This is a genomic window from Microbacterium ureisolvens (genome assembly GCF_019511645.1).
GTDB classification, from domain to species: domain Bacteria; phylum Actinomycetota; class Actinomycetes; order Actinomycetales; family Microbacteriaceae; genus Microbacterium; species Microbacterium ureisolvens_A.
Window position 1 is genome coordinate 121838 of sequence record NZ_JAEUAX010000005.1, and the last position, 14234, is coordinate 136071.

The 14234-nt window shown below is 72.0% G+C and carries 15 protein-coding genes; 7 read left to right on the forward strand and 8 right to left on the reverse strand.

What is annotated here, in order from left to right; all coding sequences use genetic code 11:
• Positions 1-2 precede the first annotated feature (2 nt).
• Entirely contained in the window at positions 3-1490 is a 1488-nt protein-coding gene (locus tag JNB61_RS10765; RefSeq protein ID WP_220290579.1) for a lipase maturation factor family protein, read from the forward strand.
• Here JNB61_RS10765 and JNB61_RS10770 read toward each other — a convergent pair.
• A complete protein-coding gene (locus tag JNB61_RS10770; RefSeq protein WP_220339614.1) occupies positions 1459-3009 on the reverse strand; it encodes an MFS transporter in 1551 nt (516 codons plus the stop codon). The genes JNB61_RS10765 and JNB61_RS10770 overlap by 32 nt on opposite strands.
• A 68-nt stretch (positions 3010-3077) precedes the next feature.
• Here JNB61_RS10770 and JNB61_RS20485 point away from each other — a divergent pair, with 68 nt between their 5' ends.
• Complete coding sequence (locus JNB61_RS20485) at positions 3078-3635, forward strand: phosphorylase family protein (RefSeq protein WP_220339615.1); 558 nt, start codon at positions 3078-3080, stop codon at positions 3633-3635.
• Between the two features lie 3 nt (positions 3636-3638).
• Here the strand turns inward: JNB61_RS20485 and JNB61_RS10780 are convergent, their stop codons facing one another.
• The 3 genes from JNB61_RS10780 to JNB61_RS10790 all read right to left on the reverse strand — a co-directional run bounded on the left by JNB61_RS10780 (position 3639) and on the right by JNB61_RS10790 (position 8837).
• Entirely contained in the window at positions 3639-4490 is an 852-nt protein-coding gene (locus JNB61_RS10780; protein ID WP_220339616.1) for an SGNH/GDSL hydrolase family protein, read from the reverse strand.
• A gap of 193 nt (positions 4491-4683) precedes the next feature.
• Positions 4684-7692, reverse strand: coding sequence for an AAA family ATPase (locus JNB61_RS10785; RefSeq protein WP_220339617.1), 3009 nt, complete (start codon positions 7690-7692; stop codon positions 4684-4686).
• Positions 7689-8837 (reverse strand): exonuclease SbcCD subunit D, encoded by a 1149-nt coding sequence (locus tag JNB61_RS10790; protein ID WP_220290587.1) that lies wholly within the window; start codon positions 8835-8837, stop codon positions 7689-7691. Before JNB61_RS10790 ends, JNB61_RS10785 begins: the two co-directional genes overlap by 4 nt.
• Before the next feature lie 110 nt (positions 8838-8947).
• Here JNB61_RS10790 and JNB61_RS10795 point away from each other — a divergent pair, with 110 nt between their 5' ends.
• The 4 genes from JNB61_RS10795 to JNB61_RS10810 all read left to right on the forward strand — a co-directional run bounded on the left by JNB61_RS10795 (position 8948) and on the right by JNB61_RS10810 (position 11147).
• On the forward strand, positions 8948-9421 hold the full coding sequence (locus JNB61_RS10795) for an 8-oxo-dGTP diphosphatase (RefSeq protein ID WP_220339618.1): 474 nt from the start codon (positions 8948-8950) through the stop codon (positions 9419-9421).
• Positions 9422-9522: 101 nt separating this feature from the next.
• Positions 9523-10083 (forward strand): hypothetical protein, encoded by a 561-nt coding sequence (locus JNB61_RS10800; protein WP_220290591.1) that lies wholly within the window; start codon positions 9523-9525, stop codon positions 10081-10083.
• 3 nt (positions 10084-10086) lie between these two features.
• Positions 10087-10818 carry an alpha/beta fold hydrolase gene (locus tag JNB61_RS10805; protein WP_220339619.1) on the forward strand — a complete coding sequence of 244 codons (732 nt, stop codon included), beginning with the start codon at positions 10087-10089 and terminating at the stop codon, positions 10816-10818.
• A 110-nt stretch (positions 10819-10928) separates the two neighbouring features.
• Positions 10929-11147: a hypothetical protein gene (locus JNB61_RS10810; protein ID WP_159842133.1), complete on the forward strand. Its 219-nt coding sequence runs from the start codon at positions 10929-10931 to the stop codon at positions 11145-11147.
• A gap of 10 nt (positions 11148-11157) precedes the next feature.
• Here the strand turns inward: JNB61_RS10810 and JNB61_RS10815 are convergent, their stop codons facing one another.
• From JNB61_RS10815 to JNB61_RS10830, 4 genes are all read right to left on the reverse strand, one after another.
• On the reverse strand, positions 11158-11604 hold the full coding sequence (locus JNB61_RS10815) for a DUF1622 domain-containing protein (protein WP_220290617.1): 447 nt from the start codon (positions 11602-11604) through the stop codon (positions 11158-11160).
• A gap of 56 nt (positions 11605-11660) precedes the next feature.
• Positions 11661-12287: a hypothetical protein gene (locus tag JNB61_RS10820; RefSeq protein ID WP_220339620.1), complete on the reverse strand. Its 627-nt coding sequence runs from the start codon at positions 12285-12287 to the stop codon at positions 11661-11663.
• On the reverse strand, positions 12287-12526 hold the full coding sequence (locus JNB61_RS10825) for a hypothetical protein (RefSeq protein ID WP_159842129.1): 240 nt from the start codon (positions 12524-12526) through the stop codon (positions 12287-12289). The genes JNB61_RS10820 and JNB61_RS10825 overlap by 1 nt, the downstream gene beginning before the upstream one ends.
• 97 nt (positions 12527-12623) lie before the next feature.
• On the reverse strand, positions 12624-12917 hold the full coding sequence (locus tag JNB61_RS10830; RefSeq protein WP_159842127.1) for a GNAT family N-acetyltransferase: 294 nt from the start codon (positions 12915-12917) through the stop codon (positions 12624-12626).
• A 512-nt stretch (positions 12918-13429) separates the two neighbouring features.
• Here JNB61_RS10830 and JNB61_RS10835 point away from each other — a divergent pair.
• The gene (locus tag JNB61_RS10835) at positions 13430-14179 is read left to right on the forward strand and encodes a winged helix-turn-helix domain-containing protein (RefSeq protein ID WP_159842125.1); all 750 of its coding nucleotides are present in this window, start codon (positions 13430-13432) and stop codon (positions 14177-14179) included.
• Positions 14180-14234: the final 55 nt, after the last annotated feature.

Below are 14234 nucleotides of genomic sequence, written 5' to 3' on the forward strand. Positions count from 1 at the left end.
CCGTGGACGCCTTCGCCGCGGTCGACTTCGAGTTCGCTCGTCAGGTGCTGCAGCGGGGCGTCGCCGCGCTGTTCGTCATCGCGTTCGTCTCCTCCCTGAACCAGTTCCGCCCCCTCCTGGGCGAGCACGGCCTCCTGCCCGCGCCCGAGCTGCTCGAGTGGGTGCGCACCTCCGAACGGGCGGCACGGATGCTGCGCCCGACACTCTTCCGCTTCCTCCGGTACACCGACCGCAGGCTGGTCGCCCTCTGCTGGTTCGGCATCGTGATCGCGGCGACGCTGGTCGCCGGGCTTCCGCAGCTCGGTCCGCCGTGGGTGCCGATGCTGTGCTTCCTCGCGCTGTGGCTCGGCTACATGTCGATCACATCGATCGGGCAGACCTTCTACGGGTTCGGGTGGGAGATGCTGCTGCTCGAGGCCGGGTTCCTCGCCGCGTTCCTGGGCTCGGACGACCAGCCTCCGCCGGTCGTCGTGATCGTGCTGTTCTGGTGGCTGGTGTTCCGGCTGGAGTTCGGCGCGGGCATGATCAAGATCCGCGGCGGTCGCGAATGGCGCGACCTCACGGCGTTGACCTACCACCACGAGACGCAGCCGATGCCGGGGCCGCTCAGCCGCCAGGCGCACCTCCTGCCCCGCTGGTTCCACAAGGGCGAGGTGATCGGCAACCACTTCGCGCAGCTGGTGGTGCCGTGGTTCCTGTTCGCGCCGCTCGCCGGGCTGTTCGTCCCGGGACCGGTGCCCGCGATCATCGGCGCCGTGGCGGCCGCGATCGTCATCGCGACGCAGGCCTGGCTCGTCGTCACCGGCAACTTCGCGTGGCTCAACTGGGCGACCATCGTGCTCGCCTTCTCGGCCATCGGACTGCCCGGAATCGGCGCAGAGCACCGGGGCGCAGCATCCGATCCGCCCTTCGTGATCGACGGGCTCCCGCTGTACTGGCTGGTCATCACGTGCGCGGTCGGGGTGCTGTACGTCGTGATCAGCTGGTGGCCCCTGCAGAACCTTTTCGCCAGGCGGCAGCTCATGAACGCGTCGTTCAACCGGTGGCAGCTCGCCAACGCCTACGGCGCATTCGGCACCGTGACGAAGCAGCGCATCGAGATCGTCGTCGAGGGCACGCGGGACGAGGATCCCGACAACGCCACATGGCACGAGTACGGCTTCAAGGGCAAGCCGGGCGACGTCCACCGCATCCCGCGGCAGTTCGCGCCGTATCACCTGCGGCTCGACTGGCTGATGTGGTTCCTGCCGCTCGGCCGCTCTCTGGACGACTGGTTCGCGGCTTTCCTGGTGCGGCTTCTGGAAGCGGATGCTGCGACCCTGCGCCTGCTCGCCCACGACCCGTTCGCCGGCGCTGCGCCGAGATGGGTGCGGGCGGTCTCGTACCGCTACCGGTTCACGACGCGCGCGGAGTTCCGCCAGTCGCACGCGCGGTGGACGCGCGACCGGCGGCGCGTCGTCATGGGACCGGCGTCCCTGCGCCGCCGTTGACGGCGGCCTGGCGCTCCCGCGCGGTGCGGCGGGCCGTGAGGTCGACGATCGCCACGAGGAACGCGAGCCCGAGGAAGACCCCGACCGACAGCATCCCGAACGCGTACGCATCGTGATAGACCACGAGGCTGTCGTGCGAGCCGGACTCGCGGTAGATGGCCGCGTAGAACAGCGACAGCGCGACCGCGGTGCCGACCGCGGCGCCGATGCGCTGGCCGAGCTGGCCGACGGAGCCGGCGAGCCCGCCCTGCTTGACCGGGATGTCGCCCAGGGTGAGCGCCTGGTTCGGGGCGATGACGAGACCGCCACCCGCCCCGCCGACGGTCATGACCGCGGCGGCGATGTACGGGGTCCATGCCGGGTCGCTGTAGAGCGCGGCCAGCACCAGCCCGCCGACGCACAGCAGCATGCCGGCGAGCCCCCACACCACGACGACGCGGCCGTGCGTGCTGACGAGGTTGCCGCCGATCCATGAGGTGACGGCCGAGGCGAGCGCGAATCCGATGGAGACCATGCCCGCGTACACCGGCGCGAGCCCGAGGCCCAGCTGAAGGAACAGCGTGGTGACGAGGAACATCGCCGGCGCCGCGGTGAAGTACGCCGTCTGCAGCAGCGTGCCGTTGCGGTACGAGGTGATGCGGAACAGGCCGAGCGGGATGAGCGGGTTGCGGCCGCGCTTCGCATAGCGGCGCTCCCACGCGATGAATGCCGACGCGAACAGCGCGAAGGCGACCAGCAGCCACCAGCGCGCAGGGTTGTCCGTAGGCGCGCCGGTCGTGAAGAGGAAGGGCCACATCAGCGAGACGACGCTCGCGCCGAACAGCAGCACCCCGACCGGATCCAGCTGCACCTTGCGCGCGGACCGCGTGCGCGTGTCGGGCAGCAGCCACAGCGCGAGGGCGATCGCGATGAGGCAGAGCGGCACGTTCATCCAGAAGATGAGCCGCCAGCCGTTCGTGGGTCCGCCGAGGGCGATGAGCAGGCCGCCGAGGGTCGGGCCGAAGGCGGTCGCGATGCCGATCGTGGCACCGAAGAGGCCGAACGCGCGGGCGCGCTCCTTGCCCTGGAACAGCTCCTGCGCCATGCCCAGCACCTGGGGCATCTGGATGCCGGCGGCCACGCCCTGCAGCAGTCGACCGATCAGCAGCACCTCCGCGGTCGGCGCGAGCGCGCACAGCACGCTCGTCACCGTGTAGAGCGAAAGCCCGACGACGAAGAGCGTCCGCCGCGACCGCTGGTCGCCCAGGCGCCCCATCGGCACCAGCACGAGGCCGAAGGTGAGCACGAAGCCCGACACGATCAGCTGCAGCTGGGTCGAGCTCGCACCGAGAACCTCGCCGATCGACGGCAGCGCGACGTTGACCTTCGTCATGTCGAGGATCGTGATCGCCGCGACCGAGACGCACACCCAGAAGGCCCGCCAGCGGGCTCCGTGCGAGAGGGGGATGATCGCCGTCGTGACCGGCACGGCGCGCGCCTTCTTCGAGGTCTTCTGCGGCGCCGGCTGTGACTCTGACATCCTGCCCAGGCTAACCCCGTTCCACCGCCGGCCGGGCGCGAAGGCGTCGGGCGGGAGATGATGGGAGGGTGAGACTCCTCGTCGCCGCCCTCGCCTCCGAGCTCGTCGCGTTCCCCGACGACCTCGACGGATTCGACTGCCTCGTCACGGGGCCCGGAAAGCTGCAGGCGACCTACGCGCTCACCCGCGCGCTCGACGCGACCGCCTACGACGAGATCGTGGTGGTCGGCACCGCGGGTGCGATCGACCCGCGGCTCGAGGCATCCGTCTACGAGATCTCGGCCGCCCTGCAGCACGACGTCACCGACATCGACGGGATCGTCGGCCAGCATGTGTCGCTGCCGCCGCGCGTCGAGATCGACCCGGAAGGCGTCACGATCGCGACCGGCGACCATTTCGTCGACGACTCCGAGGCGGTGGAGGTCATCCGCCCGCTCGGCGCGGGCCTCGTGGACATGGAGACGTACGCATACATCTGGGTCGCGCAGCAGTTCGGAGTGCCGATCCGCGTGCTGAAGGCCGTCTCGGACCGCGCCCAGGACGGCGCCATCACCGACTGGCGCACCGCCGTCACCGCCTGCAGCCACCAGCTGCGCGACCGCATCCGCGCCGACTACGGCGTCTGACCCTCACGAGACCCACTGCGTCTTCTGCCATGTGATGTTCGCGAGCGTCGCCTGGCCCGACAGCGATGGGTGGAAGTAGTCGCGCGTCGAGATGTCGGACTTCACGAAGGCGTAGTTCGCGACCGCGTAGCCGTCGAAGCGGCACTTCGCCGTGGCTGCGCAGGCCGCCTCCAGCACCTTGTTGAAATCGGTCACGCGTTGCTGCACCAGCGTGCGCCGCGCCACATCGGCGGACGCGGTGCTGCTCGGGTTGGCCAGCATCGACTGGCACGTGCCGAGCAGCGACCAGGCGAGACGGGCAGAAAGACTCGACTTGTTGAGGTCGTAGAGGCGCTGCAGGCTCGGGATGCTCGCGACGAAGATCTCCGGTGCGCCTGCACTGGCGGCCAGGGTTGAGAGCGCCGTCTGCACGTTCGCCCTGAAGGTGTCGACCGGCGTCATCTGCGCCACCGTCCGGGTGCAGGCGTCGATCGCGCCGATCTCGATGGTGACGTACTGCGCTCCCTGACCGGCGGCGGTCTGCCCCTGCCCGAGGAGCGCCGACGACCCGGCGCCCGATTTGGCGTCGTTGAAGACGTTGGTGAGGCCGGTGGCCCCTGCGGCGCGCAACCGGAGCAGGTGCGAGTTGACGCTCGTCGTCGAGCCGGTCGACCAGCTGTTGGACGGACACGAGGTCAGGCTCGAACACGTCATCGCGGCCTGGGTGATCGAGTCCCCGAGGGCGGCCATGCGCGTGATGGTCGCGGGCGCCGGCGCGGCGTGCGCGACGGAGGCGGCGCTGAGTGTGCCGGTGAGGAGGAGAGTGGATGCCGCGAGCGCGGCGAGGGCGCGGCGCGCCCCCGAGGTGGAACGCATGTCGACTCCGTACGTCGTCGTAACGAGAGGGCGCGGCGAACGGCCGCGGCCGGACGAGCGCCGGCGGTCGGGCGGGATCGCGAATCCCCCAGGATGCGACCTGCCGCGAACGATACACCCGTGCATCGCTCCCGCGACAGTGGGAGAAGTTCCCGGGCCGCTCGCCGGGTCGGGCCCGCAACCGAGCCGGGCGTCAGACGCGGACGCCCGAATCCTGGCGGATGATGCTCGGGCCTGCCGGGGTCGCCTCCACCGCGAGCTGTGCGGGCACCTGCTCCTTCATCGCCGCGACGTGGCTGATGACGCCCACGGTGCGGCCGCCCTGGCGCAGCTCGTCGAGGGTGCGCATCGCCAGGTCGAGCGTCTCTTCGTCGAGCGAGCCGAAGCCCTCGTCGACGAACAGGGTGTCGAGCCGGACGCCGCCCGCACGGGCGGTCACGACCTCGGCGAGCCCGAGCGCCAGCGCGAGAGACGCGAGGAAGGTCTCGCCGCCCGACAGCGACTGGGCCGGACGCGACTGACCGGTGAAGGCGTCCATGACCTCGAGGCCCAGCCCCGAGGCGGCGCCGCGGGCCGCCCGCGCGTCGGTGTGCTGCAGCCGGTAGCGGCCCGACGACATGTCGCTGAGCCGCAGATTCGCGGCGGTCACGATCTCTTCCAGCTCGGCGGCGAGCACGAACGTCTCGAGGTCCATCTTCATCGTGTTGGGGGCGCGGCCCGCCACGGTGTCGGCGAGGCGGGCGATGGCGGCGGCGTCGGCGGCCCGAGCGGCGACCCCGGCGTACGCCTGATCGATGTGCATCGCGAGATCACGCAGGCCCGCCACGAGCGTGCGGGCATCGCTCTCGGCGCGCAGCGCCGCGGTGCGTGCGGCGTCCGCCGCGGCGAGCGCGTTCTGCGACTGCTCCGTGTCGATGGGTTCGGCCGGAGCGCCCGCGAGTTCGAGCTCGAGCTCGAGCATGCGCGCCCGCGCGGCGGCGAGCTGCGCGTCGTGCGCCGAGATCCGCTCGGTGAGCGCCTCCATCTCACCGGGTGCGATCAGCGCGGCGGTCACGTCGGCGGCATCGGCGAACACCGATGCCGCGATCCTGTCGTCAGCGTCGGCCCGCGCTTGTGTGGCCAGCGTCGCTGCGCGCTGCGCATCGGTGCGGGCGACGACAGCCGCGCGGCCGGCGTCGCGGATCGAGGTGGCGTGCGCGACGCGGTCGGCGACGCTCGCGTGCTCGCCACGGGCCGCCTCGACCGCCTCGCGGGCCGCGGTCACCCGCTCCTGGAGCGCGGCGATCCGGGTGCGCGCGCCGGTGAGCTGTTCCGCCAGCGCCGCACGCGACGTCTCGGCCTCGAGATCGAGCGCCGCAAGCCCGGTGCGCCGGGCGGCCAGCGCATCACGCCGTTCGACCGCGCGCTCGGCCGCAGCGAGATCGGCCGCGGCCGCGGCCAGCTGCTCCCGGAGCAGCCCTGCACTCTCCCCGCCGGAGCGGGCGGCCGCGGCGGCATGGCGCTCGCGCGCACTCTTCGCCTCGTCGGACGCGGCCCGTTCGTGGCGGGAGGCAGCGTCTCGCCGAGCTTCCGCGGTGGCGAGGATCTCGTCGGTCACCGGCTCATCAGCGGCTGTTGCGGGACACGGGTGCGCCGTCGCCCCGCACACCGCGCAGGGCTCGCCGTCGACGAGGGTGCTCGCGAGCTCCCCCGCGTAGCCGTCGAGGCGCAGCTGCAGCAGCGCGGCGACCTTCGCGGCCGCCGCGGCCGCCGCAGCGGCCGCATCGCGATGCAGGAGCTCGGCCTCCCGCTGCGCGTCGGCGAGCCCTTCGGCCTCGACGGCGGCAGTCAGGCGCGCGCTGATCTCATCGTGACGCACCCGCGCGGGGTCGCGCCGGGAAGCCGCCTCGCGCTCCGCCTCGAGTTCGGCGTCGAGGCGTTCGAGCTCTGCCGGCACCTGCGCACGTTGGGCATCGAGGGCGACGATGTCGGCTTCGAGCCTTGCCGCGTCGGCAGCGGCAGCCATCATCTGCGCTTCACCATCGGCGAGGGCGGCTTCCTGCGCGAGGGCCGCAGTCCACACGGCGAGCTCGCCGGTGAGCCGCTCGACCACGGCGGGGAGATCGTCCGTGTCGGCGTCGTCGGTGCCGGACACCGCACGGGCCCAGACCGCGTCGGCGGACGCAGCCAGCTCGGCCGTCGCCGCCGCGGTGCGGTCGGCTCGGCGAGCGGTCTCGAGCGGGGCGCGGAGCACCTCCGCCGACCGGCCGCGGTCGAGTCGCCGTCGGTCGTCGGCGATCTGCGGGCCGGCCGCCTCGAGTGCGGCGAGTCGTTCCCGTGCACGACCGAGCTCGGCCTGCGCCTTCGCCAGCGCGACGCGTTCCCCATGCGCGGCTTCCGCTGCCGTGCGGGCGTCATCCGCGTCGACGCGCTCGCGCGTCAGTGTGTCGAGGCGGTAAGCGGCGCGGCTCTCGCCGAGGTCGACGGCCGCGCGCCGTGCGGCGAGGTCGTGCTCCGTCGTGCCGTCGATCTCGTCGGCCGGCACCAGCTCATGCGCGACGATCAGGCGCGCGGCCTGATCGAGCAGGGTGCGCGCCCGCTCGCCCAGCGCGTCGAGCTCGTGCTGCGCCGCCTTGCTGCGCTCGCCCAGCTCGCGGGCGTACTCCTCGTAGCGGCGGGTTCCGAACAGCGCACGCAGCAGAGATTGGCGTTCGGTGCCGGAGGCTAGGAGGAACCGCGAGAACCGGTTCTGCGCGAGCAGGATCACCTGCTGGAACTGCTGCGCATTCAAGCCGAGCACGTCGTCGAGGAACAGCCCGACGTCCCGCGGCTTCGCGGCCCGGCCGATCCATACGCCGTCGACGAGCTCCTCGAGCTCGGCTCGCGTCGGCTCGGTCGTGAGCCCGCCGCCGCGACGCGCCGGCCGCTGATACTCAGGAGCACGTGTGACGCGCCAGCGGCGGTCGCCGACCGTGAACTCCAGACGCACCTCGGTGGGGTCTTCGGGTTCGCAGTGGTCGCTGCGCAGACGCTTGTCGCCCGTCTCGTAGCGGGGCACGCTGCCGTACAGCGCGAAACAGACGCCGTCGAGGATGCTCGACTTGCCCGCACCCGTGCGACCGGCGATGAGGAAGATGCCGTCGTGCTCGAAAGCCTCGAAGTCGACGCTCTGCTTCTCGCGGAACGGCCCGAACCCCGTGAGTTCGAGGCGGTGCAGCCTCACGCGGTCGCCTCCACTCGCGCGCGCTCCTCGAGCAGCTCGCCGACGAGCTCCGCCTCGCGGGCCGATGCGCCCTCACCCTCGCGCACGTGCGCGAGGAACGCGTTCACGAGCTCGGCGTCGTTGCGTGCGGCGCGCACGCGCTCGGCGTAGGTGCGCACCTCGTCGGCGCGCGTCGCGATCGGCACGTGGCGGACCTCTGCGCAGAAAGGGAATCGCGACAGCAGGCGCCGCATCGGATCGCGCTGCGGCAGCGGATCCGTGTACTCGGCGCGCACCCACTCGTCCGCATGGGCCGCGAACCGCTCGTCAGTGAGCAGCTCGTCGAGGGTCGCAGTCAGCGTGGTGAGCGCGCGCGGCACCGGCAGCGGCAGCCAGTCGACCCCACCGAGCCCGTCGGCACCGAGGTCGACGAGCCACGACCCGCGCGGCTTGTGCCCCTCGTCGAAGCTGTAGTGCAGCGGCGCGCCGGCGTACCGCACGCGGGGCGAGAGCTGCTGGCGCCCATGGATGTGCCCGAGAGCCATGTAGTCCACGCCGTCGAACGTCGACAGCGGCACGATGTCGAGCCCGCCCTGCTGGATGTCCCGCTCGAGGTGCGGCGTGGGCTCGACCCCGGCGGCGAAGCAGTGCGCGGCCGCGATCGCGCGTCCGCCCCGCGCCGCGGCATCCGCCCGCACCAGATCCATGGCGTGCGCGAGCACATCGGCCTGCGTGCGCACAGCCGGCCACGCCCCGCGCAGCAGCACGGGCTCGAGATACGGGATGCCGTAGACATGGACGGGGCCGTGCTCGTCGTGGACGGTGACCGGGGTTCCGACGGTCGCCGGGTCGGTGATGACGTGGACTCCCTCGCGGAGGAGACCCGACTGGAAGCCGAGCCGGGCGGCCGAGTCGTGGTTGCCGCTGGTGACGACCACCGTCGCGCCGGCGTCGGCGAGGCCGCGCAGCGCATCGGTGAGGAGCGTGTACGCGCCGGCGGCGGGGGTCGCGGAATCGAACACGTCGCCCGCGACGATCACCAGGTCGACGTCGTGCGCGGTCACCTGCGCCACGAGCGCCTCGAGCACGCCGCGCAGCGCATCGAGCGTGGAGTGGCCGTGGAACGACCGCCCGATGTGCCAGTCCGAGGTGTGCAGGATCCGCATGCCAACACGGTACGTTCGGCTCCTGACATCGGCGGCGAGGCAGGCCGCGGACCCGCGAACCACCGCGGTTCGCGCGCCGCGGCGCGGCGTGCGGCGCGTACCCTCGAGCCATGTCCTTGCCCGGGGTCTGCGTGGTGTTCCTGCTGCGCCGCGGGCCGGAGGGCGTGGAGGTGCTGCTGGGGCGCAAGCGCAGCGGACTCGGCCAGGGGAAGGTCGTGGGCATCTGCGGCTGGGTGGAGCCGGGCGAGCGCGCCGCCGAGGCCGCCGTGCGCGAGGCCCGCAGTGGGGTCGGCGTGCGGGTCGAGGCATCCGATCTCCATGTCGCGGGCACGGTCGAGTACCACTTCCCCACCCGGCCGGCATGGTCGCAGCAGGCGACCGTCTTCGTCTGCCGCCGGTGGCACGGCGAGCCGGTCGAGAGCGACGGGATGGCGCCGCACTGGTACGCGCTCGACGCCGTGCCGTACTCCCGCATGTGGGACGACGCCTCGCGGTGGCTGCCAGGGGTGCTCCGCGGCGGCACCGTCGACGCGCGCTTCACCTTCGGCGCGGACCTCGCGACGGTCGTGCTGACCGCGGAGTGACCGTCCGCCGGAGCGCGCTGCCCGGTCCGGCGCAGCCCGCGTCCGGCGTTCCTCCGGCGGGGCACCCTCCCCTGCGCGCCTCGCCGGACGTATCGTGGAACATGGCGCACAACGCAGACACCGCTCCGCGATCGACCGTGGTGGCGCTCGTCGGAGCCGACAGCGACGAGCTCTTGACCGGCCTCGCCGATGTCCCGGCGCTCGTTGCGCTCTCCCTCCGCGAGGCAGAGCCGGCCGTCGCGGCGCACCTCGTCGCCTCGGTCTCGATGCCCTACGTCGTCCACGACGCCGACCCCCTCGAACACGTCGCATCGGCCTGGGTCGAGCTCTACGAGGAGCGCGCGACGCTCGGCTCGCTCGAGGCGGAGGTCGATGCCCTCCTGGCGCTGTTCTCGTCGGGGGAGGCGGTCATGCCCGACTACTACGTCGTCGCCGGCCCCGAGGCGATCGAGGGCACATGGCGCCACTGGTGGCTCGGTGCGCTGGCGCACCGCGCACCGTCGCGCGTGCTTCCGGTCGAGGCATCCGGCACGGCGCTGCGAGCCCGGCTGCGTTCGCTTCCCGCATCGCGTCCGTGGCCCGAGCCGTCGGCCTGGCTGCCCCGGGTGCAGTTCGACATCCCCGACAGGGTAGGGCTGCGCGATCAGCCGGGCGCCGCCTGATCCATGGCGGACGTCGAGAGATTCGCGCACGCCGGCGCGACCCTCGTCGCCGAGCGGCGCGGTCACGGCGACCGCGTCTACGTGCTGATCCACGGCATCGGCATGGGGCGCACGGTGTTCGCCGACCTCGAGCGGCATCTGGGCGACGGCGAGGTCATCGCCTTCGACCTCCCCGGCTATGGCGAAGCCCCCGAGCCGCGGCGCGTGCTGACGATCGAGCGCACCGCCGACCTCGTGGCCGCCTACCTCCGGGCCCGCGTGCGCACGCCCGCCGTCGTCATCGGCCATTCGATGGGCGCACAGATCGCTGTCGAGGTGGCGGCGCGTGATCCCGCCGTCGTCGACCGCATCGTGCTCATCGGACCGACCGTCGACCCCTGCGCCCGGACGGCACCTCGTCAGCTGTGGCGGCTCCTGTGCGACATCGCCGTCGAGAGCCCTGTGGTGATCGCGCGCGGCGCTCGCGAGTACGTGCGGGCGGGGCCGCGACTGCGGGCGAAGTTCCGGGCGATGCTCAGACACCGCCCCGAGGACGTGCTCCCGCGAGTGCGGGTGCCGGCGCTGGTGCTGCGCGGCGAGGACGATCTCGTGGCACCGGCGGACTGGTGCCGCCAGGTCGCCGACGGCCGTCCCGAAGGGCGGCTCGCCGAGGTCGCAGGACACGGCCACGAGACGATGATCCGGGATGCCGCACCCGCCGCACGCCTCATCCGCGAGTTCGCCGGCTCGGTGTGAGAGAGGCTCGCGACTGCCTCGTCCCCACGGAATCCTGCCAACCCCGTCGCAAGCGGCAATGTCGGAACCCCCGCGTAGGTTCTGCATTGTCGGAACCAACGGAGGAAACCATGTTCGCTGTATACGCCGCCGAACAGCAGTACCGCCACGACACCTGGTCGCGGGACCGCGATCACGCGATCCTCGCCTCCATCAACGAGCGGAAGGCCGCTGTCGCCTCGCGCCACCCGGCCCGCGCGGTCGCCCGCCCCCAGCGCGTCGTGTGGGCCCGGCCGATCGGGCTGCACGTCGTCGCCGAGAACGACCCCGCGGTCTGCGCCGTCGCGTAGCCGACGACGGTCAGGGCGTGCGCGGGTCCGCGGGAGCGGATCCGCGCACCGCGCCGGCGGCCTGCTGGGCCGCGCGATCCTTCGCCACCGCGTCGCCGATCATCTGTCCCCCGCTGCGCAGGAGGGCGCGACGCCACGGAAGGGTGCCCTCGATCTCGATCTGGATCGAGATCGACAGGATGGTCCGGATGAGGACGATGAGCCCCAGGATCGCGGCATCCTCGAGCGAGGGCTTCGAGGTGATCGTGCGGATGAGGTCTGCCGCGACGAGCACTTCGAGCCCGAGGAGGATCGCGGCGCCGAGGGTCGTGCGCAGCGTCGTGAACGCCTGCTGCCCGCCCTCATGGCGGGCGAGCGACCGCGCTCCGAGAACGAGGGCGATAACGAAGCCGACGATCATGGCGGCGGCGCCGATCGCCTCGAATCCGACGGCGACGGCGGTGAACACCTCCTCCATGTGCACGCGCCCAGCCTAGGGCTGGGCGCGTGCACATCGGCGGCGGAATCGCGGCATCAGCCCGCCGGGCCGCGTCGCGGGCGCGCGGGGTCGTCGGTGTCGCCCACCGACACCTGCCGTGCGAGTTCGTCGATGTCGTTCTCCGGGAGCTCGATGCCCGACTGCGTGAGCCGTTGGCGCAGCACGTGTGCCACCTCCTCCAGAGGCTGGGTGCCGACATCCTGCCGGGTCTGCGCGACGATGCCCGCGACCTTGTCGATGTCGGACGCGTTGTTCTGCGCCATCGCCGGAAGCCGCTGCTCCTGCTCCGGGCCGAGAGCACCGGGAGTGCGCTGGGCCTCGCTCGCGGTCTGGGTCTCGCGGGCGCCGTCCTGACCGTGGTGGTCGATGCCGTCATCCACGACTCCGATCCCGACGGCCTCGTGGCTCGGCGCCGGCGCTGCCGGGGCCGCAGGCTCGACGTCGCCCTCCCTCGCGGGGTCGCGCTCCCCTGCGGGAGTGCCCTCATTCCATGCCGGCGCTTCTTGCGCGTCCGGAGCGGGCTCGCCCATCGTGGGGGCGGGTTCGGGAGAGTCTTCGCGCACGGGTTCGCCCGGCGCGGGCGTCGACGCGGCACCGGCCGCATCCTCGCGGTCCGGGTAGTTGACACCCGGCTGCTCGTACTCGTTGCCTGTCGTGCTCATCAGGGCTGTTCCCCTCTCTCGCTGTCGGTCAGCATGTCGGGATCGGCGCCTCGCCGGGCCGCCTCGCCCTGGACCGGATCATCCGGCTGCAGTGCCGCATCCGTGAGCAGCTCGGATTCGGCTGCCTGTGCGCTGCGCTCGCGGGATTCCGTGTCGTCCACCGCATCCCGCCCTCCGGGCGGGTCCGCGTTGATGACGCCTTCGGGAAGTTTCTGGTCGTTCGACCCTTCACGGCCCATCGCATGCTCCTCTCGTCAGCCTCCACCCTCCGACGAGCGGGGCGTCGGCGATATGGGGTTGACAAGGCGAGACGACGGTGTCGGCGCGGTCACGCCGTCAAGGACGCGGATTCAGGATGCCGCGACGCGAGGGGTTCGCATCGAACCAGTCAGCGACGTACCAGCACACCGGGATGACTTTGCGGTCGCCGCGCTGCTCGAGCTCCTCCACGGCACGCTCGACGAGCTCGCCGGCGTACCCGTGCCCGCGGAAGGTGGGGATCGTGTAGGCACGCGTCATGGCAACGGTGCGGCCGTCGTCGCGATAATCCAGCACGCTCACCAGGTCGTCGCCACGGTGCAGGGTGTACCGGGAGGCGTCGGTCTCTTTCGTGAAGCGGAGCTCGGTCACGCGGACAGGCTACGCCCGCGGTAGGACAGCCGGACGCGTCTGTGGGGATGTCGCAGTGATCGCTCAGCTGACACTCGGTGTCACCCGACGTGGAACTGAGCAATCTGTCACATTCCGAAACGATCTGGGCTCAGAACCCGTGCGATTTGACGTTTTCGGACAAAGTCGGTAATAATCGGGCTCATGACTGACAACGCGCTGTATCTGTCCGCCCGGGAGGCGAACAGGACTGCCGGCATGATGATGGCCGGCCGCATTGTCATGTGTTGTCGAATGTGCCACTAGCACGGTGACCCCCGTCGGACTCCTCCTCCGCTTCTGAACACGGATCGCAGAGAGTCCCCCGAAGCACCGGTTTCGTGCGTCGATCACGCGCACCCGGACCCGCTTCGCACACCGCCCAACGTCGGGCACAGGCCTCACCCGGCCTACGGCCTTTCTCGCCACCGACGACCAGGGCCGCAGCACATCATCGACCCGCCATCCGGGTTCCTCCCGCAAGGACCATCATCATGTCGACCACCGCCCTCCTCGACCGTCCCGCCACCGCCGCGCCCGTCCGCCACCTCCGCGCCGTGAATCACCCGGCCCCGGTCGAGGCACCCGCCGCACCCGCCCCCGAGCCGGCGCAGCCCGGCGGCCGCGCCCTTCCCGCCGGCACCGCGCCGCGCGGCTTCGCCCTCTACGTCGGCATCGACGAGGCCAAGGCCGCCGCCTCCGGCGTGAACCTGGGCGTGCTCGTCGACGCACTGCGCCGCACCCTCGCCGAGCTCGCCCCGTCCGCCGAGACCTACGCCACCGTCGCCCTCGCGCCCGTCGGCTCGGGCGGCCGCGACGTCGACGTGGTGCGCCTTGCGCTGCACGAGCCCTCGGCCGTCGCACGCACCAAGCAGGAGGAGCCCGAGGACGAAGAGCCGGCTTCGGGTGGCGTGGTCGTCGACATCTCGCGCAAGCGCGTGCTCATCGACGGCGAGTCGGCCGCCTTCACGTTCAAGGAGTTCGAGCTGCTGCAGTACCTCGTGCTCCGCGAGGGCCGCACCATCGAGCGCACGGAGCTCGTGACCTCGCTCTGGCAGGGCGCGACCGACGACGACGCTCCGGGTGAGCGCACCATCGACGTGCACGTCCGGCGCCTGCGCGCCAAGCTCGGCCGCTACGAAGACATCGTGCGCACCGTCCGCGGCGTCGGCTACCGCTTCGACCGTCACGCCGACGTCGTCATCCGCTACGGCCACGGCACCCCGTCGCCCGACCGCTTCTGATCCCCGCCGCCCGCGCGTGCGGCGGGTCGCGACGGCCCGCTACACGTCACCACGG